The following is a 20,765-nucleotide window of genomic DNA, read 5'->3' on the forward strand; positions in this document are numbered from 1 at the left end:
TGTTCAGGTCGTCCAAGGCAGCAAATAGTGATCGATCAGCAGGGCCGCAAACAACAGCGACAAATGCAGAATGGAAAACCGGAAAGTGGCGCGCGCCAACTCATCCGAATACTCAAGCCAGAGCTTCCAGGCATAGGCACAAAAGCCCAGGCCAAGCAGCACCGCGCTGACCAAATAGATCCAGCCGCTCATGCCAGTCAAAAATGGCAACAAAGTTGCAGCCAACAAGATCCAGGTATACAAAAATATCTGCAAGCGGGTGTACTGGGCACCATGCGTGACCGGCAACATTGGCAGACCCGCCTTGCGGTATTCCTCGGTCCGGTACAGCGCCAAGGCCCAGAAATGCGGCGGCGTCCACAAGAAAATGATCAGGCACAAAAGCATGGCCTCGGGCCCGACATCACCGCGCAACGCAGCCCAACCCAAGACCGGCGGCATCGCACCCGAAGCCCCGCCGATGACGATGTTCTGCGGCGTCATCGGCTTCAGGATAACGGTGTAAATCACCGCATAGCCAATGAAGGTCGCGAAGGTCAGCCACATCGTCAGCGGATTGACCAAAAACCACAAAATTGCCATGCCAATACCACATAGGAGCGCCGAAAAACTCAAGGTCTGAACCCGGCTGAGCTCCCCCCGAGCGGTCGCCCGCCACGCAGTGCGCTTCATCTTGGAATCAATTTGCTGCTCGACCAGACAGTTGAACGCCGCCGCTGCAGCAGCCACCAGCCAGATGCCCAGGGTAGCCGCCAGAATCACCCCCCATTGCGCACCGGAGGGCAGGCCTGGAATGGCCAAAGCCATGCCGATGATCGCGCAAAAAACAATCAACTGAACCACGCGCGGCTTGGTCAATTGGTAGTACTGCTGCCAAGTAGAACTTGGCGACGCCTTGGCGGTAACAGGAGGGGATGAGGCCATAGGAACTTAGAGTACGTGAAATTTATGTATCAATGGCAAATTGGGCGGGCTTGGCGGAGCCGGGCCAACAGCATCGTCAGAAGAACCAACAATGCTGCGGCTCCCCCGCTATGTGCCAAGGCGGCCAACAGAGGCCAGTCCAACACAATATTGGACACGCCGCTGAGCAATTGCCAGGCAGCGACCAGCAATAACCGGCGCGCCCAAAGAATGGCCTCGCGCTGACCTGTGCGCCACAGCCGCCAAGTGAACAACAGCAGCGCCGAGAAGACGACCATTGCGCCAATCCGGTGAGTCAGATGAATCGCTGTCAAGGCGGCAAAGGGAAGCCAAGCACCGTCCGCTCCAACACCCAACTCGCGCCAAAGGGTAAAGCCATGTTCGAAGTCCAGTGCCGGCCACCATTGGCCGGCCTGACATTGCGGAAAGTCCGAGCAGGCCAAGACCGCATAGTTGGTGCTGACCCAACCGCCCAAGGCCACTTGGACCAGGCTGAGCAACAAAAGGACAACTGCCGCCCAGCGAAAGCTCCCGCCCAGCGCCAAGGGCTTGGGTTGATAGGCCTGAGCCTGCCATGCCAGCAACATCAGCAAACCTACGCCGCCCAGCAGATGCAAGGTGACGATGGCGGGGAATAGCTTCATCGTCACCGTCAAGGCTCCAAACGCGCCCTGCAAGCAGACCCAGAGCAAGGTCAAGCTTGCCCACCAAGGGGATACCGGGCCGGCCGCCTTCTTGGCAGCCAAGGCCTGCCGCCAACTCATCGCGCACAAGGCCAGAATCAACACGCCCACTGCGCTGGCTAGATAGCGATGCACCATCTCGACCCAGGCCTTGCCATGCGTGACCGGACCGGTCGGCATCGCCGACTGCGCCGCGTGGATCGAGTCCCGCGCGCCCAGCGGCGAGGCGCTGCCATAACAGCCAGGCCAATCGGGGCACCCCAGGCCGGAATCGGTAAGGCGCGTGAAGGCACCAAACACCACCAGATCAAAGGTCAGGAACAAAGTCAGCAAGCACAACGCTCGCAGCCTGGCCTGCGGGCCGGCACCGGCCGTGCGCATGCGCAACCATAGCAAGGGCCCGCATGCCAGCAAGGTACCTAGCCCCGCCAACTGCCACAAGGGGGTGAAGTCGAACGCTGCAGCAGTCATAGACTCAACGCCCGGCCTTGTCCCAACTCGAATTGGCTTTGAGCAGGCGATTCAAATCGCTCTTGACCCTTGAGGGATCAGGTGTAACCGGCGACCTGAGCATCCAACGCCCCATCGGATCAATCACGAATAAGTGATCCCGCAACGCCATGCCAGCCGCCGGCTTCAACCAAGCCTCCAACTCTGCGCGAGGCGCACGCAAGACGGTCACCGGCACGCCTTGGGCCAAGGCTTGCTGCAAGGCCGGCGTCAGAGCGGCGTCATCGGCCAGCAGCAGAAGTTTGTCGACCTTGTCGCGCTCCTTGCCCAACATTTCTCGTAACTGGCGCTGCATAAAGAGCTGTCGTTCACATTCGGCATCGCAGTCACCCGCCTGCACCAAGGTCAGCAGCCATTGGCCCTTCAACGACTCGGAAGCCACCGGCTTGCCGGCTAAATCATGCAGGGTCAGGTTTGGTGGCAGGTCAACCGTGGGGGTGATCAGCTCACCATAGGCTTGGCCTCTGGGCTGTATCACGTAGAACGTGAAGTACGAAGCCAGGACAGGCGCCGCGCAAGCAGCGATCACCAGCATCATGCGTACGCGGCCACCACGGGTACGTTGCTGCATGGCGACCTCCTGCAGGTCGGGCATGCCGTGCACCGTCATGGCGACGGGGTCGCGATCCAAGTCAAGACGGCTTGGCTTGTTTGCGGATGCGTTTTGTTTGGAACCAGACATAGAGACCCAGAATTAAGGCGGACAGCAAAAACCATTGAAAGGCATAACCATAGTGCTTGTGCAGGCCCGAATCCGGCGGCTGCCATTCACGCAACAGCCCATCCGCAACGGCTTGGCCGTCGCTCCGGGCGGTTGCAAGCTGCAGCACAGTAACCGGCAAAATTGGTTTGTCGATTTCTTGCGCGAAGGCTTGAAGGTCGAGATTTTGCCGGATCGTGCCGAGCGGTGCTGCGGCAAACTCGTAGACCTTGGACGGCGCCGCAATCAAGCGGCCGGATACCGTCACCAATCCCGTCGGCGTAGGCACGCTTTGCAGGCGCGTACGGTCAAGCGCGTCACGCGGCGACCAACCGCGCTGCACCAACACCACCTCGCTGCGGCCCTCAAGCTGCAGAGGCGTTAGGACGAAAAAACCGGTTCGCCCGCCCATCGCCCGGTTATCCAAGAACACCGTGCGCTCGCTCAGCCATGAGCCTCGCAACAAGACCCGACGATGCAACTGCGCCTTGGCGAGTTCGTCCTTGCCGACCACTCCGCTCAATTCAGCGGATTGCAATGGCGGTCTTTCGCCATTCGCCACTACAGCGGCTTGCAGGGCTTCCTTTTGCTTGGCCCGGTCCAACTGCCAAAACCCCAGGCTGAAGGTCAGAGCAAGCGAGAAAATCGTGCCGAACAACAAGGCAACGGCGCGAACAGATAGCTTCATGGGCAAGCGCACAGCGGATAATCGCCGCCCATGAAAACAGTATTTCTATTGGCCTTCATTGGCATTATTGGAGCACTCGGCGCCGCCGGCCTGTTCATGCTCAAGAACAGCAGCGGCTCCGACAAGAGCAAACGCGGCCCGAATATGGCCAGGGCCCTAGCCTTGCGCGTTGGCATCTCGGTGGCCTTGTTCTTGTTCATCTTGTTCAGCTATTTGATGGGTTGGATCGAACCCTCGGGCTTGCCGATGCGCCAGTAAAGAGCCGAGCGCCACACCAAAAGGAAAAAGCGCCGCTGACCGCGGCGCTTTCTTTTTGCAGGGGAGCCACTGGCCCCCTAAGCTTTACATCCAATAGACAATCACGTACAGGCCCAACCAAACCACGTCCACAAAGTGCCAGTACCAAGCCGCACCCTCGAAACCGAAATGCCGGTCCTTGGTGAAGTGGCCTTTCTGCAAGCGCAGCGTGATGAACAGCAGCATCAACATGCCGACAAAGACGTGGAAGCCATGGAAACCGGTCAACATAAAGAAGGTTGAGCCGTAGATACCCGAGTTGAGCTTGAGATTCAACTCGGTGTAGGCATGGTGATATTCGATACCTTGCAAGGTCAAGAACGTCACACCCAACAGCACCGTCATCCACATAAAGCCGATCGTCTTGGCACGATTGCCTGCGATCAGAGCATGGTGAGCGATCGTCAGCGTAACGCCCGAAGTCAACAGCAATGCAGTATTTATGGTCGGCAGCGGCCAAGGACCCATGGTGCTGAAAGGCTCAACCGTTCCCGCGGGCGCAGCCGTTGCTCCGGCAGCGACGCTTGGCCACAAGGCCTTGAAATCCGGCCACAGCAGTGAGTTTTCCAAACTACCCAGCATCGGCACCGAATGCACGCGAGCCCAATACAAAGCGCCGAAGAAGGCGGCAAAGAACATCACCTCGGAGAAGATAAACCAGCCCATGCTCCAGCGGTAGGACAAATCGATGCGGTCGCTGTATTGGCCACTCTCGCTCTCGCCAATCGCCTGGCTGAACCATTGCGTCAGTACGACAGCAAACCACAGCAGGCCAAAGCCCAAGGAGTAGGCACCCCATTGATGGTCATTGATCCATTGGCCGGCGCCGAGGATCACGAAGAACAGGCCGATGGCGGCCATAACCGGATGCCGTGATGGCGCCGGGACAAAGTAATAAGGGGTCTTGCCCGTGGTGGTCGCTGCCGACATAACTCTTCTCCTCGAACTAAATTCAGTCCTGATGACGCTTGATCGAATCTAGGTACCGGCGATACCGCTGCCAATGACCCATTGGACCAGCATCACCAACACCAACACGAATAAAACAGCCCCAGCAATCCCGGCAATGATGACATGCACCGGATTCAACTGGGCCACATCTTTCTCATAATCGGCGCCACGTCGCACGCCGAAAAACGACCACGCCACGGCCCTCATCGTTTGCACAAACGACAGAGGCCGAACCGCGGCTTGTTTCAAATCTTCGCCGGCCTTCATGACGCCGACCCCTTCAAGGAATGGCTCGACGGAGGCACCGCTGCCGTCTTCTTCACCCCCTTACCAGCCACCTCAAAGAAGGTGTAGGACAAGGTGATGGTTTTGACGTCTTTGGGCAACTTGGGATCGATCACGAACACCACCTGCCAGCGCTTGGACTCACCTGGTTGCAAGGTGTATTCATTGAAGCAAAAACACTCCAACTTATTGAAATGCGCAGTCGCTTGCTTGGGTGCATAGCTGGGAATCGCCTGTGCAGACATCGTCCTGTTTTGCACATTGCGAAACTCATACATCACCGTCGTCAATTCGCCCGGATGCACCGTCAAATGCTTGGTCGCCGGGCTGAATTCCCAAGGGCCACGCGAATTGGCGTCAAATTCGATCTCGATGCTACGGCTGTAGTCGATCTGGGTGTTCTTGACATCCTCCGCCCGCACCGCATGCGCGCGCTCGGACAAAGAAAGCACATTGACCCCGAGCGCCGTGCATATGGCTCGGTACAGCGGCACCAAGGCATAGCCAAAGCCGAACATCAAGGCCGTCACCACGACAAGTTTGCCCACCAAGTGCAGGTTATCCCTGCGCAAGGCTGCTGCAAACGTCCAGGTGTCGGTCTTCATGCTCATTAACTTAGAAACCGAACAGCATGATCTTGCTGACAAAACCAACGCCGAACACGATCGCAACGCTAAGCAGAATCAGCGCCAAGCGCCGATTGCTTTTCTGTTGTTCAGGAGTGACTGCCATGCTCGTTCAAGCAATGATCTTGGTGGCCGAGGCATTCAGCTTTGGCGGTTCCTCAAAGGTATGGAACGGCGCCGGTGACGGCACTTCCCACTCCAAACCTTCGGCACCTTCCCATGGCTGCTGCGGGGCCTTTTCGCCCTTGCCGCGCATCATGGGAAGAACCACAAACAAGAAGAACCAGACCTGCATCAAACCAAAGCCGAAAGCGCCGACCGATGCGATCGCATTGAAGTCTGTGAACTGCATTGGATAGTCGGCATAACGGCGCGGCATACCGGCCAGGCCCAAGAAATGCATCGGGAAAAAGGTGATATTGAATGTGATCAGCGAGCCCCAGAAGTGGAACTTGCCCTTCCATTCCGGATACATCACGCCGGTCCACTTCGGTGCCCAGTAGTAGTAGCCAGCGAACATCGCGAAGAGTGAACCAGCGACCAGCACATAGTGGAAATGCGCCACCACGTAGTAGGTGTCTTGCACCTGGATGTCGATCGGAGCCATCGCCAGGATCAAACCAGTGAAACCACCCATCGTGAACACAAAGATGAAGCCCACCGACCACAACATTGGTGACTCGAACGTCATCGAACCGCGCCACATCGTCGCCACCCAGTTGAAGATCTTCACGCCGGTAGGTACCGCGATCAACATGGTTGCGTACATGAAGAACAACTGACCCGTCACCGGCATGCCGGTGGCGAACATATGGTGTGCCCAAACGATGAAGGACAGGATCGCAATCGATGCGGTGGCATAGACCATCGAAGCGTAGCCAAACAACTTCTTGCGAGCAAAGGCCGGCACGATCTGGCTGACGATGCCGAAGGCCGGCAATATCATGATGTAGACCTCGGGATGGCCGAAGAACCAGAAGATGTGCTGATACATCACCGGGTCACCGCCGCCGGCAGGGTTGAAGAAGGAGGTACCGAAGTGGCGGTCGGTCAGCGTCATGGTGATTGCACCGGCCAAGACGGGCATCACTGCGATCAGCAAATAAGCCGTGATCAGCCAGGTCCAGCAGAACATTGGCATCTTCATCAACGTCATGCCAGGAGCGCGCATATTCAAAATCGTCACAACGATATTGATCGAGCCCATGATCGACGAGGCACCCATGATGTGCATGGCAAAAATGCCGGCGTCCATCGACGGACCCATCTGCAGCGTCAACGGTGCGTAGAGCGTCCAGCCGGCAGCGGGTGCGCCGCCCGGCATGAAAAAGGACCCGACCAGCATCAGTGCGGCCGGAATCAACAGCCAGAAGCTGAAGTTATTCATGCGCGCGAAAGCCATGTCCCCGGCGCCGATTTGCAGTGGAATCATCCAGTTAGCAAAACCGACGAAGGCCGGCATGATGGCGCCGAACACCATGATCAGGCCATGCATGGTGGTGAACTGATTGAACAGCTCCGGATTGAAGAACTGCAGACCCGGCTGGAACAACTCGGCGCGAATACACAGCGCCAAGATGCCGCCGATCATCAGCATCGTGAATGAGAACAGCAGGTACAGGGTACCGATGTCCTTGTGGTTGGTAGCGAACACCCAGCGACGCCAGCCCTTTGGGGCGTGATGATCGTGGTGGTCATGAACGTCGTGACCGTGATGGTCAAGCACTGCACTCATGTTGTTTCCTTATTCGATGCTTGTTTGACGTTCAGGCGCCTACTTGCGCGCTGCCAGGACTTCGGCGGGCTGCACCAATTGGCCGGTCTTGTTCGACCAGCTGTTTTTGGTGAAGGTAATCACAGCAGCGAGATCCGTATCGCTGAGCTGTTTCCAGGACGGCATGGTGTTTTGATTTTGGCCGTTCAAGACCACCGCGACTTGCTTGAGCTTGTCGTCGCTGAGCACGACGGCGGCGCCATCAAGCGGCTTGATCGGACCCGCACCCTTGCCGTCGGCCTTGTGGCACGCAGCGCAATTGGTGTTGTAGACCTTTTCGCCGCGAGCGACCAATGCCGGCAACTCCCAGACCTTACTCGGATCATCGGCCTTGGCGGCCATGACCTTCTTCTGTTCATTGACCCATTGCGTGTACTCGGCGGCCGAAACCACCTTCACGTGGATGGGCATATAGGCATGTTCTTTGCCGCACAACTCGGCGCATTGACCGTAGAAGTTGCCTTCCTTTTCGGCCTTGAACCAGGTGTCGCGCACAAAGCCGGGGATCGCATCTTGCTTGACGCCGAAAGCCGGCACCATCCAGGCATGAATCACATCATTCGCGGTTGTGATGATGCGGATCTTCTTGTTAACAGGCACCACCAGCGGATGGTCGACGCGGAACAAGTAGTCATCACCGGCAGGCTTGCCGGAGTCCGACATCTCGCGCTGACCCGCGTCCAATGCGGAGATGAAGCCGATGCCTTCGCCCTCGCCCTTCAGATAGTCATAACCCCATTCCCACTGATAACCGGTCGCCTTGATGGTGACATCGGCATTGGTGGTGTCCTTCATGGCGACCACCACCTTGGTCGCCGGCAGGGCCATCAAGATCACGATCACAAACGGAACGATGGTCCAAGCGATCTCGACCGCGACGCTTTCGTGGAAATTCGCGGCCACCGCACCCTTGGACTTGCGATGCTTGAAGATCGAATAAAACATCACGCCAAAAACGGCCACGAAGATCAGCACACAGATGATCATCATGAAGTTGTGCAGCCAAATTTGGTCGACTGCGATTTTGGTCACCGGAGGATGCAGGTTGAGCTGATTGACGGCCGGGCCGCCCGGCAGATCATTCACCGCCAAGGCCACTTGCGTCGCCAGCGTTGCACCGGCCGCAAGTGCCAATTGCCCCACTTGCCCCAAACGGCGCGCGGCCTGATGCACTCGTGCGTTCATCATTTTCATGGTCGTCACTCTTGTTTCTAATTCAATTCTGGGAAGCCGCGGTTTCAGCTCGCAATTTGAGCCAACTCAAGCCTGCCGGCAAGTCCTGACCCTAGACTACGGGGTCAAATGTTGACTAATTAAATATTTTAGCCTACCGCCATCACTGCTTTGTGGTCTTTGCGGCACGTCATGCACCCGATCTGCGAACCATCGCTCGCATCTCCTCAAGAGAGAAGCTGGTTTCAGCAGTAAGCTGCACTCTTGGTTTGGGCTTGAACGCGTGGCCATAGACCACTTCCAGGCTCAATCTCAAGCGCCCGTCTGCGGCCCGCAAGCTCTCCAGCTCGTTCAATAATTTTTGCCGCCAAGCGCGACCCCGAAGACCCTTGAATCGGGTTGGAGCCATATTTCCGCCGAGCGCACGCAGATCCCGCAGCAAGGCATTGCCATCCGACCAGGTCAAGGTAATCCGTTCTTGATCCATAACCGGATCGGCGAAACCCACACCCACCATGACATCACCGATGTCGTGCATATCCCACCACTCCGGCGCGGTCTTGCCCCATGCCATGCGCTCGAAGATGGGCCTCAATTCAACAAAACTATCGGGGCCGAGGCAGGAGAACATCACGAAGCCATCAACCGCCAAGGCCGCATGCCACGCGGCCAGGGCAGCCGGCAAATCAGTGTTGATGTGCAGACACATATTGGCCCAAACCAACTCTGCCCGCCCCGACGCGACGGCCTCGGCGGCTTCCACGGCCACTACCGCATCGCCGCGCAAAGCCTGCCACCAGGCGCGCTTTTGGCCCGCCTCGCTGCGGGCAAGCAAGAGCGCGGAAGGCTCGACGCAGACCTGTTCGGCCTGCGGATAGGTGGTGCCGAGCAAAGCCCCGGCCGCACCCAGAAAGGCCGACCACTGCAACACTCGGCGAGGCTGCAGCTTGATGATGGGCAGCCGTTCGGCCATGCGCGTCGCCACTTCGAGATGCAGCCAAGGCGGCGTTTCTGCCTGCGCCAAGCGGCGCATATGGCGGGCAAGGGCCGCGGCATCCACTTCACGCGGTCCGGCGGCTTCGTTCTTAGGGGGGGATGACGAGGCAGACATTGGCGGGCAGTATATTGAAGCCATGTCCGAGCGAGCCCTGGCACCCCCTCGACCCAACGCGGTAGAACGGGTCTTGATGCGTTGCCCGGGCCAATGTGCGGTCTGCCGGGCCTGGTGCAAACAGCATGTCTGTGACGAGTGCCTGCTGCGTTATGCCCGGCCGACTCCGCGTTGCTGGACCTGTGCCGCGCGCTTAAGCCCGGCGCTTGCCGGGCGTCTTGAGGCCAAGTGCGGCGCCTGCCTGCGCAAGCCGCCACCGCTGGACCGCACGATTGCCGCACTCGACTACGGATTCCCCTGGGACGGACTGCTGCAGCATTACAAATTTCACCAAGCGATCGAGTTGCGTGAAACCCTGCTGGAGCGCCTCAACCAAGCCCTCGGCATGGCCGGCGCCGAAGCACCGGATTGGCTGCTGCCCGTACCCCTCACAGAGACCCGGCAGCGGGAGCGAGGCTACAACCAGAGCTATGAATTGGCGCGCACGCTGGCCCGGCACCGCAAGCTGCACTGCGACCCCGACCTGCTGCTGCGGGTTCGCAACAGCGCCCAGCAAGCACAGTTGCCGCTGGCCGAGCGTGCCGCCAACGTGCGGCGAGCTTTTGCCGTCAACCCCATACGCGCGGCAGAATTGCGTGGCAGCCATGTGGTCTTGCTCGATGATGTAATGACCAGCGGCGCGACCTTGTTTGAAATCGCCCGCGTATTGCGCAAGGCCGGAGTGGCCAATGTGCAAGCCTGGGTGGTGGCAAGGACACCCGATTCCGCCGTCGACTAAGCGGCCTTTCCCAACAAGACCCAAAGATTCCATGTTCCATATCGTGCTGGTGCAACCAGAGATTCCACCGAATACCGGCAACATCATTCGCTTGGCCGCCAATACCGGCTGCAGCCTGCACCTGATCGAGCCGCTGGGCTTTTTGATGGAGGACCGCCTGCTGCAACGCGCCGGGCTGGACTATCACGAATACACCGCCGTCCACCGGCACGCCAGTTGGGCCGCCTTCATGGCCCAGCAGCAGCCCGAGCCAGAGCGCATGTTTGCGTTTACCACCAAGGGCAGTCGGCCATTTTCAGAAATCCAATGGCGGGCCGGCGACTACTTCGTTTTCGGCTCCGAAACCGCCGGCCTGCTGCCGGCCGTGCGCGAGCAATTCGCGCCAGCGCAACGCGTGCGCCTGCCCATGCTGCCCGAGCAACGTAGCCTCAACTTGAGCAATAGCGTGGCGGTGGCCATCTTCGAGGCCTGGCGGCAGAACGGCTATGCGGGTGGAATTTGAAGGCCTATTCGGCCTGGATACCGGCGCGTTTGATGAGCAAGGCCCATTTCTTGCGGTCAACCATCATCAATTGCTCCAAACCCTCAGGGGTCGTCGCGGATGCGCTGAAATAATGAGTTAACAGCCGGGCGCGCATTTCATCGCTGCGTACGATTCCCATCAGCAGTTGCGAGAGTGTCCGGATGACCTCCGGCGGCGTCTTTGCCGGCGCCAGCAAGGCTTGCCAGGATTGCGCCTCAAAACCCGCAAAGCCCTGTTCCGCCAAGGTCGGAAACTCCGCCAAGGCGGCCGAGCGCCCCAAGCTCGTCACCGCAAGTGCAGCCAATTTGCCCGCCCGCACCTGCGGCATCGCCATCGCCGGCACCATGAAGGCCGCCTGCACTTCGCCGGCCAGCAGCGCATTGACAACCTGCGGAAAGCCTTGATAGGGCACATGAGTCAGCTCGATGCCGGCGCGCGCCTTGAAGTCCTCCATGGCCAAATGGGCCGCGCTACCGTTGCCTATGCTCGCGTAATTCAGACCACCCTTGCGTGCCTTGGCCAAGCGCACAAAATCGCTGACGCTACTCACTCCCAATCGCGCATCCAGCACCAGCAGATTGGGCGAGGTCGCAACCACGCCTATGGCGGCCAAGTCCCGCAAGGGCTCATAAGACAGGCGTCGGCTCAGCAGCGGCGCCACCGTCAATGGCCCTTGCGTGGTGAACAGCAAGGTGTAGCCATCGGGCGCCGCCTTGGTCACCATGCCGGTGCCAATATTGCCGCCGGCACCGGGCCGGTTGTCGATCACGATCGCTTGACCCAGCGCGGCAGCCAAGGGCTCGGCAATTACACGCGCGATCAAGTCGGGCGAACTGCCGGCCGGAAAAGGCACGAGCAGCTTGATGGGCCGCTGCGGCCAAGCCGCCCCAAGCAACGGCAAGCTCAAGCCCGCCAAGCCCAGACCGACAAGCTCGCGCCGCCGCATCTCAGTGCTCGGACCTGGCCTGCCGACCCATCAGCAAATCAACCGCAGCCACCGGGCTCAGCCGCCCCTCCAGCACCGCCACCACCGCCGCGGTGATGGGCATGTCGACACCCTTGAGCTGCGCCCGAGCCAACACCGTCGGCGCGCTGTAGACACCCTCGGCCACATGACCCAGATCGTGCAGAATTTTCTCCAGCGGCAAACCTTCGGCCAGCAACAGGCCGACGCGCCGATTGCGCGACAAATCGCCGGTTGCGGTCAGCACCAGGTCACCCATGCCGGACAAGCCCATAAAAGTTTCGCTGCGCGCACCCAGCGCCAACCCCAAGCGCAGCATCTCCGCCAAACCCCGCGTGATCAAGGCGGCACGGGCATTCAAGCCGGGTGCATCACCGATCACGCCGATCCGCTCGGCTCGCAGGCGCAGACCGTCGGCCGTGCCGACCGCAATCGCCATCACGTTTTTGACCGCGCCGCCGACCTCGACACCGACCGGGTCGACCGAGGTGTAGACGCGCAGGCGCTCGCTGTGAAAAGCCGCCACAGCGGCCAGCGCCAGCTCGGCGTCCTCGCTGGCCGCGACCAGGGCAGTCGGCTGGCCCGCCGCGACCTCCTGGGCAAAGCTCGGCCCCGACAAAATGCCCGCGCGCAGGCGCGGCTGCACCTCCCGAGCAATCTCGTGCCCCAGCAGGCCGGTGCCGGCCTCAAAACCCTTGCACAGCCACAGCACCCGGGCGCCGTCAGGCAAGCCGGCCAACATGCCGCGCAACGCGGCCATCGGCGTGGCCACCACGATCAGGCCCTCATCATCTTGCGTGGCATGGGCCACGGCGGCGGCCAAATCGGCTTCAATCCGCAGCGCAGCAGGCAACACCGCCTCGGGCAAATATTGCGTGTTGCGTGCCGATGCGCGCATCACGGCGACCGCGGCAGCATCGCGCGCCCACAGCATCACATCATGGCGCGCGCTGGCCTGTATGGCCAAGGCCGTTCCCCAGGCGCCGGCCCCCAAAACGCTGATCTTCATAGGCTTGCTCGACAAAAAAGTACGCGCCCCGGCTGCCTGAAGCAGCGTGGGGCGCGTTGCATGCGGGGACGAATTAGTTCAGCGTTGGCGAGGCAGCGGCTTCGCGCTGCGCTTGCTGGGCTTCGAACATGGCCTGGAAGTTGACTTCCGTCAGCAGCACCGGCGGGAAACCGGCACGGGTGCAAACGTCCGACACGATGGCGCGCAGATAAGGGTAAATCATTTGTGGGCAAACGATGCCCAAGATGCCTTCGACCTGCTCTTGCGGCACATTGCGGATCTCGAAGATACCGGCTTGCTTGGCTTCGATCAGGAACAAGGTGCGCTCGCCGACCTTGGTGGTGACGGTGCCGGTCACGCAGACCTCGAACACGCCTTCGGCCACGGGCTCGGCCGACAAGGCCAGATTGATGTCAACCTGCGGCTGCGTCTGCTCCAACAGGATTTGGGGCGCGTTTGGCTGCTCAAGCGACAGATCCTTCAGATACATGCGCTGAATCTGGAACACGGGGGCGTTGCTGGGGATGTTGTTCTCTTCGGACATGATTGCTTTCAAATTTGAGTGAGGCCCGGCAACTCTTGCTGAGGGCAGCGCCGGCAATTATCGCCTAGCGTTTATGACCATTCGCCGGGGGCTTCCCCCTCTTGAAATTAGGACGCTTGCAACAAGGCCTGCAGGCCGCCGCGCTGGTCAAGCGCGATCAAATCATCGCAACCACCGACATGGGTGTCGCCGATGAAGATTTGCGGCACCGAGCGGCGGCCGGTCAGGGCCACCATCGCGTCTCGCTCGGCCGGATGCAGATCGATCCGCACCTCGACCAACTGCTCGACGCCGCGCTGCTTCAGCAAGGCCTTGGCCCGCACGCAATAAGGGCAGACTTGGGTGGTGTACATCTTGACGGTTTGCATGCTCAGGCGCTCTTCTCGACCGGCAGATTGGCTTCGCGCCAGCCATTCAGCCCGCCAGCCAGGGCCTGGGCATTTTCATAACCAAGCTTGCGCAGCGTCGCGACCGCTCGGGTCGCCCGCGCCCCGCTCTTGCACAAAACAACCAAGGGCAGGGTCTTGTTGGACGGCAAGGACTTGTGCCCTTCCAGCGCTTCCAAGGGGATATTGCGGGCACCGGCGACATGACCGGCGGCAAACTCGGCCGGCTCACAAACGTCGATGACCACCGCCTTTTCGCGATTGAGCAGGCGTACCGCCTCGGCCGGCGACAGCGCCGCTCCTTGGCTGCTGTTCACCAAAGTGGGCCACAGCAACAGGGCGCCGGACGTCAACGCGGCCAACACCAGAATCCAGTTATCGAGCAAGAATTTCAAAGGGGGCGTCCGGTTAATGAAGGAGAAAGAGGCGGAAAGGCCGTGATTATAGAAAAAGGCCCGCCGGTATGCCGGCGGGCCTCAGGAAATGACCTTGAATGTCAAGATTTGCGGTTCAGAGCTTGAAGGTCGCGACCGCCGTTTGCAAGGTCTGAGCCTGGCTCTCAAGGCTGCTGGCCGCCGCTGCTGCCTGCTCCACCAAAGCGGCATTCTGCTGCGTCATCTGGTCCAACTGAGTGATCGACTGATTGACCAGACCAATGCCCTGACTCTGCTCGCCGGTGGCTGCGGTGACCTCGCCGATGATGTCCGACACCCGCTGCACGCTGGCGACGATCTCGTTCATCGTGCTGCCGGCGTTCTGCACCAAGCGGCTGCCGGTTTCAACCCGGTCAACGCTAGCGCCGATCAGAGACTTGATCTCTTTGGCCGCCTCGGCGGAACGTTGAGCCAGCGAGCGCACCTCGCTCGCCACCACCGCAAATCCGCGCCCCTGCTCACCCGCCCGGGCGGCTTCCACCGCCGCGTTCAAGGCCAGGATATTGGTCTGAAACGCGATGCCATCGATCACACCGATGATGTCGTTGATCTTCTTGGAGCTGGTGTTGATCTCGTCCATGGTCGTGACCACTTGGCTGACCACTTCGCCGCCCTTGCGTGCCACCGTGGCCGCCGAACCCGCCAGCTGATTCGCCTGCGCCGCCGCTTCGGCGCTTTGACGCACGGTGTCGGTGAGGGTTTGCATATTGCTGGAGGTCTGTTCCAGCGAAGTTGCCTGCTTCTCGGTACGCATCGACAAGTCATGGTTGCCGGCCGCAATTTCTCTCGACGCCACCGACATCGAATCGGTGCCAGAGCGCACATTGGCGACGATGGCGGCCAGGCCTTGCGAAACATCTCGTACCGCGCCCAGCAGACTGTCATCGGCGCCCGGCGCCACCGTGATCGACTGCGACAAATCACCGGAAGCGATCAGTCGCATCACATCGCGGGCATATTCGGGCTCACCGCCCAACTGCCGCCAGACACTGCCAATGACCAAGAAGGAGCCGAAGCCCAAGGCCACCACCACCACCAAGCCGCTGATCAAAATCGCCGCCAAGCTTGCTGAAACGCCCGCATCGGCACTCTTCAGCCCGCTGTCAAAACCTTCGCTCGCATCGCGTCTGGCCTTGGCGACATCGGCCTCAAAGACCTTCAGCGCCGCCTGCATCTTTGGAATTGCACCGGCCTGATCGCCTTGCTTGATGCCCAAAAACAACTGCGCCGTTTCGACCGAGGCAGCAAAGTAAGCCTCAAACGACACCTTGAGCTTACTCGCCGTCTCCGCCTTGCCGTCAATGCGAGCAATCGCTTCGAGCAATTTGCGAATATTTACGGCGCGCTCATTGGCCTCGTCGAGGCGCTTCTTCTCGCCCTCGGCCACCGCGCTTTGAATCGTCGCCCCCAATGCATCCATCTGCGCGCCCATTTGGGATGTGGCATCAACAAAGGGGTAGTGCACCTGGTCGACAGCATTGATGGCCGATGATGTGCGTGCCGAAAATACCCACACAACGGCGATGCCGACCGCAAAAATCAATGCAGCAAACACTGGCAGAAGCCAGATTCTCGTTCTCACATTCATTCGCTTCTCCTGTATCGGTGCGCCAAGCATTGCCGGCGCACCTAGGCCCTAGGTGAAAAATCAGTCTACGCTCAAGACCACCTTGACGCTGGCATCGACCGCCGATTTTTCGATATAACCGATCGCATCCGGGTTAGCGGCAACGAACTTCTTGACATCGGCGGCGGTGGCCAACTCCTTGGGCGGGGTGGCCTTGCCGGAAAATACCAAGCGCGACCAAGCCGCCTTGACCTGCGCCGCTTGCTTGCCGGTCACCTTGCTGTAGAACTGCTCACGAGCAGCGGCCGATTCGGGCAGGTCGGTCGCCAGCGCTGCGGCGCCACTGGGCAAGGCATTGCTCTTGCCCAAGAAAATGGCACTGACTTGATCCGCCGTCATCGTGGCCGTGGGACTCTTGGCATTGACGATTACGGCCACTTGTGCCTGAGCCATGCCGGACAAAAACAGAGTCGAAGCGACCACCAGTCCACCGAAGATTTGATAGTTAATTTTCATGCGATCCTCCCACTCAGAACACGAAATCCACAGCCACGCTGTAGACGTTGACCGTGTTCTTGCCGGCAATAAAGGCCGCCGACGGCGAGGAGAAGAGGCCGGGGCCATCCGCCTTGATTTGCTCGTACTGTCCCTTCACCGCCACATTGCGGTAGGCATCCCAGCGCACACCCACAGCATTGGTTTTCTGCTGGTTGCTCTGCGAACGCAAAGTCCCATCCACCAAGCCCTTCAGATCTGCGGTCAAACCAGGAATCGGCACACCTGCGGGGATATTGTTGTCGACATTTCTCGACTTCTGGCTGAGGTCGGAGATCGTCACATAGGGCGTGAACTTACCCAGACGATAGCCCAGCGTTACATACCAACCGTCGGTATCGGGCACATAGGAGTCGGTCCGCCTCATGGTGTACTCGGCCATTGCCAGCCAGTTATCGCGGTCGAGCGTGACACCGAAACCGGTGAAAGTGGCCTTCTTGTCGGTCGCATCCATCTGGTTGCCGGCCGCTGCGGCGCCGGGTACCGGCACTTTTCGTAGAATGCCGACCAATTGATTCAGCGAGGCGCTGGCCACCGTCAACTTGGCATCGACATAGCCGGCGCGCAAGGTGATACCGCCATCCAACTCCACCGAGGCGCTGAAGCCGATCATGTTGTCCATCGAGACATCAACGCCTTCGAACACTGACTTGGACTTGCCTGCGAAAACCTGCAGGTTCGCCGTTGCGGACCCCAAATTGGTTTGATAGTTGACGTCACCGCCGTCGAAGTGGCTGACCGGCACCTGTCCGTACACATCTTGCGGCGGGCGCAACCAGGTATTGGCATAGCCGACGTCGCGGAAATCCGACACCGCAAAGAAGGGCGCACCCATGCGACCCAGGCGAATCGACAAGGCCGGGCTGAACTGGGCCTTGGCAAACGCCCATTCAATCTCGGGCTTGTAGCTGCCGTCGCCATTTTGTTTGGACAGCACCTGCATGGTGGCCGAAAACATCTGATTCAGCTTGGCATTGACCTGCACGCCGAGCTTGGTGTCCACGCCGCCGCTCCAGGACTTGGAGGCGCCTCGCGGCTGACCGGACACGACGTAAAGTGCCTCATCGGAGTTGGTGCCGACCGCCCCCGCCGTAGCAAAGCCCGAGAGCGAGAAGATCGAATCTGCTGCGGCCGGCTCTTGCGCCTGGGCCTGTGTTCCGACGCCCAAAACAGCCAGCGCCAGCGGCGACAAGCAGCCCAAAGTCAGTCTCTTCATATTTTTTCCTTTTCTATTGTTAACCAGGCGATCACACGCATGACATGCGAAAGCCGCCCACGACATTGATCGTCATATCGACCGAACGTAACAAGTCTGTAATCTTTCTTTCGATTCAATCGCTCGAAAAGCCGACCCAGAGTCCCAACGGCGCACCGATAGAATCCGCCACAGCCCAATTGGGCGGCCACTCTGAAGATCACATTCCATGTACAAACTCGTGCTCATTCGCCATGGCGAATCGACCTGGAACCTCGAAAACCGTTTCACCGGCTGGACCGATGTAGACCTGACCCCCACCGGTGTGGAGCAGGCAAAACAGGCCGGACGCCTGCTCAAAGAGGCGGGGCTGGACTTCGACATCACCTACACCTCGATGCTCAAGCGTGCAGTTTGGACCCTTTGGCATTGTCTGGACCAAATGGATCGCACATGGTTGCCGGTTGTCCACAGTTGGCGCCTGAATGAGCGCCACTATGGTTCACTGCAAGGTTTGAACAAGGCCGATATCGCCAAGCAATATGGCGACGAGCAGTTGCTGGTGTGGCGCCGTTCCTACGATACGCCGCCTCCGGCGATGGAACCTAGCGATGTGCGCAGCGAGCGCAGCGACATCCGCTACGCCAAGATGAACCCGCTCGACATCCCCTTGACCGAATGTCTAAAGGACACGGTCGAGCGCGTGATGCCGTTCTGGAACGACAGCGTGGCGCCGGCCATCAAGCTCGGCAAACGCGTCGTGATCGCCGCCCATGGCAACAGCATCCGCGCCCTGGTCAAGTATCTGGACGAGATCGGTGACAACGACATCGTCGGCGTCAACATCCCCAACGGCATCCCGCTGGTCTATGAGTTGGACGCCAACCTGAAGCCGATCAAGAGCTATTACCTGGGTGACGCGGAAGCCGCCGCGAAGGCTGCTGCGGCCGTGGCCAGCCAAGGTAAGGCCTGAGCCCAAGGCATTGCCGGGTACGCCGTGCCTCGCTTTGCCGCCAACCTCAGCATGCTCTACACCGAGCATGCATTTCTTGACCGCTTTAAGGCTGCCGCTGCGGACGGCTTTAAGGCGGTCGAGTTTCTTTTCCCCTACGAATACCCGCCCGCCGCCTTGGCCGATTGCCTGCTCCGCCACGGCCTGAGCCAAGCCTTGTTCAATGCCCCGCCCGGCGACTGGGCGGCCGGCGAGCGCGGCCTGGCCTGCCTGCCCGGACGGCAGGCCGAGTTCAGGGCCGGGCTGGATCGGGCGCTCGACTACGCGGCCGCGCTGAACTGTTCGCGTATCCATGTGATGGCCGGCATTCAGCCCGAAGATGCGAGCCCAAACGCATTGCAAACCAACTACCTCGACAACCTAGCGTGGGCCGCCGAGCGAGCTCGGGCGCAAGCGGTGGACATTTGCATCGAGCCCATCAACCGGCGCGACATGCCCGGCTACTTCCTCTGCGGCCAGGCTCAGGCCCTGAAGGTGATCGAAACCATCGCAGCCCCCAATCTGCGCTTGCAGTTCGACGCCTATCACTGCCAGATCAGTGAAGGCGATGTGACGAACAAGCTCAGGCAAGCCATCACGCGAGGCGTGCTGGGCCATGTGCAGCTGGCAGGCGTACCGGATCGGCATGAGCCGGACCAAGGCGAGCTCCGCGTGGATGGTCTGTTAGGATTACTCGACGAACTGGGTTATAGCGGCTTTGTTGGCTGCGAGTACCGGCCCAGAGCCGGCACGCGCGAAGGCCTGGGTTGGCTCAAACCTTGGTTCGGCGCCGGCCAATTCAAAGGATAACAATGCAGACCCAGGCCAAGGAAATTCGCAGCAGCGTGACGCTCTACACCGTGATGCTGAGCCTCGCTATCGCGCTGAGCGCCTGCGGCGGCGGGGGTACGGCAGCCAGCGCTGATCCCTTACCGCCGCCAATCGCACAAGGCGGCAAGCTCGTCGGCAGCGTCGCCCGCACCGGCGTGGCCGGCACCTGGGGATACACCGGGCCCGACGGCAATCGCTACGCCATCATGGGCACGGCCAAGGGCGTGCTGGTGCTGGACCTGCGCGACCCGACGCAACCCCGTGTCGTCGATGAGGTCGACGGCCCGACCGACACTAGGCATCCCGGCATCTACTGGCGCGAGATGCGCGTCTATGGTTCGCATGCCTACATCGTCTCCGAGCACAGCAATGTGCGCGGCGGCATCATGATTTTGGATCTAGGCGGCCTGCCTGCCTCGGTGCGCTACGTCAAGAGCGTCACGCCGCACGACGGCGAACTCGCGGCCCACACCGTCGACATCGACAGCGCCCGTGGTCTGCTCTATTTGCAGCGCGAGACCAACCTCGCCGCACCGACGGGAACTGACCCCGCGGATGCTGGCGCCATGCGCCGGGCTTTGTCGGCGGCCGCCAAACCCAGCCACCCGGTCGGCGATGTCGGCCATGGGTCGGTCGAAATCTGGGACATCAAGACCGACCCCGAAAATCCGCGCTACATCAGCACCTTCAACCAGGGTCACAGCATCCATGACATGACGGCCGTGGGTGACTACTGTTACGTCGCCGAGGGCAACGAGAGCAGCTTTTCGGCCTGGAACGTGAAGGACCCGCAAAACCCCAAGCTGATGGTGCGCTGGACGGTCGGGGCCGGTCATTTCGCCCACAATATCTGGCCCAGTGGCGACGGCAGCATCGTGGTCACCACCGAGGAACTTCCGAACGGCTTGCCTGCGCGGGTCTGGCGACTCAATGGCAATGCCCAGCCAACACCAGTTTCCAGCTTTCAGGTCGGCGATGCCACCCCGCATAACGTCATCATGGAAGGCAATATGGCCTATCTGAGTCACTACACCGCCGGCGCTGCGGTTTTTGACCTCAATGACCCCGCGGCCCCCAGACAAACGCTGCATGTGGACACCAACCCCAATAGCGGGCCGGGCCTGATTGGCTGCTGGGGCGTCTACAAATTTCCGGGCCAACCCTGGATGATCTGCAGCGACATCAATGAGGGTTTCAAGCTGATTCAAATCGGCACGCCTTGAAACAAGGCCGGCACTTCAACTCAAAGGCTGGGAACTCTTAGCT

At 60.2% G+C, this 20,765-nt stretch carries 25 protein-coding genes; 6 read left to right on the forward strand and 19 right to left on the reverse strand.

What is annotated here, in order from left to right; genetic code table 11:
- Positions 1–3 precede the first annotated feature (3 nt).
- The 4 genes from cyoE to LNV07_RS09335 are packed head-to-tail and all read right to left on the reverse strand — an operon-like array spanning position 4 to position 3,505.
- Positions 4–924 (reverse strand): heme o synthase, encoded by a 921-nt coding sequence (cyoE, locus tag LNV07_RS09320; RefSeq protein WP_263570894.1) that lies wholly within the window; start codon positions 922–924, stop codon positions 4–6.
- 29 nt (positions 925–953) lie between these two features.
- Positions 954–2,078, reverse strand: a complete 1,125-nt coding sequence (locus LNV07_RS09325) for a COX15/CtaA family protein (RefSeq protein ID WP_263570895.1) — start codon at positions 2,076–2,078, stop codon at positions 954–956.
- Positions 2,079–2,082: 4 nt separating this feature from the next.
- Positions 2,083–2,748: an SCO family protein gene (locus LNV07_RS09330; RefSeq protein ID WP_263570896.1), complete on the reverse strand. Its 666-nt coding sequence runs from the start codon at positions 2,746–2,748 to the stop codon at positions 2,083–2,085.
- Between the two features lies 1 nt (position 2,749).
- A complete protein-coding gene (locus tag LNV07_RS09335; protein WP_263570897.1) occupies positions 2,750–3,505 on the reverse strand; it encodes an SURF1 family protein in 756 nt (251 codons plus the stop codon).
- Between the two features lie 30 nt (positions 3,506–3,535).
- On the opposite strand from LNV07_RS09335, the gene LNV07_RS09340 reads away from it, so the two are divergent.
- Entirely contained in the window at positions 3,536–3,763 is a 228-nt protein-coding gene (locus LNV07_RS09340) for a DUF2909 domain-containing protein (protein WP_263570898.1), read from the forward strand.
- An 84-nt stretch (positions 3,764–3,847) separates the two neighbouring features.
- Here the strand turns inward: LNV07_RS09340 and LNV07_RS09345 are convergent, their stop codons facing one another.
- The 7 genes from LNV07_RS09345 to LNV07_RS09375 form a co-directional block, all read right to left on the reverse strand.
- Complete coding sequence (locus LNV07_RS09345) at positions 3,848–4,732, reverse strand: cytochrome c oxidase subunit 3 (protein WP_263570899.1); 885 nt, start codon at positions 4,730–4,732, stop codon at positions 3,848–3,850.
- Between the two features lie 48 nt (positions 4,733–4,780).
- The gene (locus LNV07_RS09350) at positions 4,781–5,020 is read right to left on the reverse strand and encodes a DUF2970 domain-containing protein (RefSeq protein ID WP_263570900.1); all 240 of its coding nucleotides are present in this window, start codon (positions 5,018–5,020) and stop codon (positions 4,781–4,783) included.
- Positions 5,017–5,643, reverse strand: coding sequence for a cytochrome c oxidase assembly protein (locus LNV07_RS09355; protein WP_263570901.1), 627 nt, complete (start codon positions 5,641–5,643; stop codon positions 5,017–5,019). Before LNV07_RS09355 ends, LNV07_RS09350 begins: the two co-directional genes overlap by 4 nt.
- 10 nt (positions 5,644–5,653) lie before the next feature.
- Positions 5,654–5,770 (reverse strand): cytochrome oxidase small assembly protein, encoded by a 117-nt coding sequence (locus tag LNV07_RS09360; protein ID WP_263533982.1) that lies wholly within the window; start codon positions 5,768–5,770, stop codon positions 5,654–5,656.
- Between the two features lie 6 nt (positions 5,771–5,776).
- Positions 5,777–7,399, reverse strand: coding sequence for a cytochrome c oxidase subunit I (gene ctaD, locus LNV07_RS09365; RefSeq protein ID WP_263570902.1), 1,623 nt, complete (start codon positions 7,397–7,399; stop codon positions 5,777–5,779).
- 39 nt (positions 7,400–7,438) lie between these two features.
- Positions 7,439–8,632 carry a cytochrome c oxidase subunit II gene (gene coxB / locus LNV07_RS09370; RefSeq protein ID WP_397545543.1) on the reverse strand — a complete coding sequence of 398 codons (1,194 nt, stop codon included), beginning with the start codon at positions 8,630–8,632 and terminating at the stop codon, positions 7,439–7,441.
- Between the two features lie 169 nt (positions 8,633–8,801).
- The gene (locus LNV07_RS09375) at positions 8,802–9,722 is read right to left on the reverse strand and encodes a biotin synthase (RefSeq protein ID WP_263570903.1); all 921 of its coding nucleotides are present in this window, start codon (positions 9,720–9,722) and stop codon (positions 8,802–8,804) included.
- A 22-nt stretch (positions 9,723–9,744) separates the two neighbouring features.
- Here LNV07_RS09375 and LNV07_RS09380 point away from each other — a divergent pair, with 22 nt between their 5' ends.
- On the forward strand, positions 9,745–10,500 hold the full coding sequence (locus LNV07_RS09380; protein ID WP_263570904.1) for a ComF family protein: 756 nt from the start codon (positions 9,745–9,747) through the stop codon (positions 10,498–10,500).
- A 31-nt stretch (positions 10,501–10,531) separates the two neighbouring features.
- Complete coding sequence (gene trmL / locus LNV07_RS09385) at positions 10,532–11,002, forward strand: tRNA (uridine(34)/cytosine(34)/5-carboxymethylaminomethyluridine(34)-2'-O)-methyltransferase TrmL (RefSeq protein WP_263570905.1); 471 nt, start codon at positions 10,532–10,534, stop codon at positions 11,000–11,002.
- Between the two features lie 4 nt (positions 11,003–11,006).
- Here trmL and LNV07_RS09390 read toward each other — a convergent pair whose 3' ends face one another.
- From LNV07_RS09390 to LNV07_RS09425, 8 genes are all read right to left on the reverse strand, one after another.
- Positions 11,007–11,969, reverse strand: coding sequence for a Bug family tripartite tricarboxylate transporter substrate binding protein (locus tag LNV07_RS09390; RefSeq protein ID WP_263570906.1), 963 nt, complete (start codon positions 11,967–11,969; stop codon positions 11,007–11,009).
- 1 nt (position 11,970) lies between these two features.
- A complete protein-coding gene (locus tag LNV07_RS09395) occupies positions 11,971–12,996 on the reverse strand; it encodes an NAD(P)H-dependent glycerol-3-phosphate dehydrogenase (RefSeq protein ID WP_263570907.1) in 1,026 nt (341 codons plus the stop codon).
- Positions 12,997–13,069: 73 nt separating this feature from the next.
- Complete coding sequence (gene secB / locus LNV07_RS09400; RefSeq protein WP_263533976.1) at positions 13,070–13,540, reverse strand: protein-export chaperone SecB; 471 nt, start codon at positions 13,538–13,540, stop codon at positions 13,070–13,072.
- A gap of 107 nt (positions 13,541–13,647) precedes the next feature.
- The gene (gene grxC, locus LNV07_RS09405; protein ID WP_263570908.1) at positions 13,648–13,908 is read right to left on the reverse strand and encodes a glutaredoxin 3; all 261 of its coding nucleotides are present in this window, start codon (positions 13,906–13,908) and stop codon (positions 13,648–13,650) included.
- Positions 13,909–13,910: 2 nt separating this feature from the next.
- Positions 13,911–14,321, reverse strand: a complete 411-nt coding sequence (locus LNV07_RS09410; RefSeq protein ID WP_263570909.1) for a rhodanese-like domain-containing protein — start codon at positions 14,319–14,321, stop codon at positions 13,911–13,913.
- 115 nt (positions 14,322–14,436) lie between these two features.
- Positions 14,437–15,915 carry a methyl-accepting chemotaxis protein gene (locus LNV07_RS25440; protein WP_318013708.1) on the reverse strand — a complete coding sequence of 493 codons (1,479 nt, stop codon included), beginning with the start codon at positions 15,913–15,915 and terminating at the stop codon, positions 14,437–14,439.
- Positions 15,916–16,008: 93 nt separating this feature from the next.
- On the reverse strand, positions 16,009–16,443 hold the full coding sequence (locus LNV07_RS09420) for a type 2 periplasmic-binding domain-containing protein (protein ID WP_263570910.1): 435 nt from the start codon (positions 16,441–16,443) through the stop codon (positions 16,009–16,011).
- Between the two features lie 13 nt (positions 16,444–16,456).
- Positions 16,457–17,698, reverse strand: a complete 1,242-nt coding sequence (locus LNV07_RS09425; RefSeq protein ID WP_263570911.1) for a porin — start codon at positions 17,696–17,698, stop codon at positions 16,457–16,459.
- A 208-nt stretch (positions 17,699–17,906) separates the two neighbouring features.
- Here LNV07_RS09425 and gpmA point away from each other — a divergent pair, with 208 nt between their 5' ends.
- From gpmA to LNV07_RS09440, 3 genes are read left to right on the forward strand one after another with little or no spacing between them, the layout of a single operon-like run.
- Positions 17,907–18,650, forward strand: a complete 744-nt coding sequence (gene gpmA / locus LNV07_RS09430) for a 2,3-diphosphoglycerate-dependent phosphoglycerate mutase (protein WP_263570912.1) — start codon at positions 17,907–17,909, stop codon at positions 18,648–18,650.
- 24 nt (positions 18,651–18,674) lie between these two features.
- A complete protein-coding gene (gene otnI, locus LNV07_RS09435) occupies positions 18,675–19,478 on the forward strand; it encodes a 2-oxo-tetronate isomerase (protein ID WP_263570913.1) in 804 nt (267 codons plus the stop codon).
- 2 nt (positions 19,479–19,480) lie between these two features.
- Positions 19,481–20,722: an LVIVD repeat-containing protein gene (locus LNV07_RS09440; protein ID WP_263570914.1), complete on the forward strand. Its 1,242-nt coding sequence runs from the start codon at positions 19,481–19,483 to the stop codon at positions 20,720–20,722.
- The last annotated feature ends 43 nt before the right edge of the window (positions 20,723–20,765 follow it).

This window comes from Roseateles oligotrophus (assembly GCF_025717515.1).
Classification (GTDB): Bacteria; Pseudomonadota; Gammaproteobacteria; order Burkholderiales; family Burkholderiaceae_C; genus Paucibacter_A; species Paucibacter_A oligotrophus.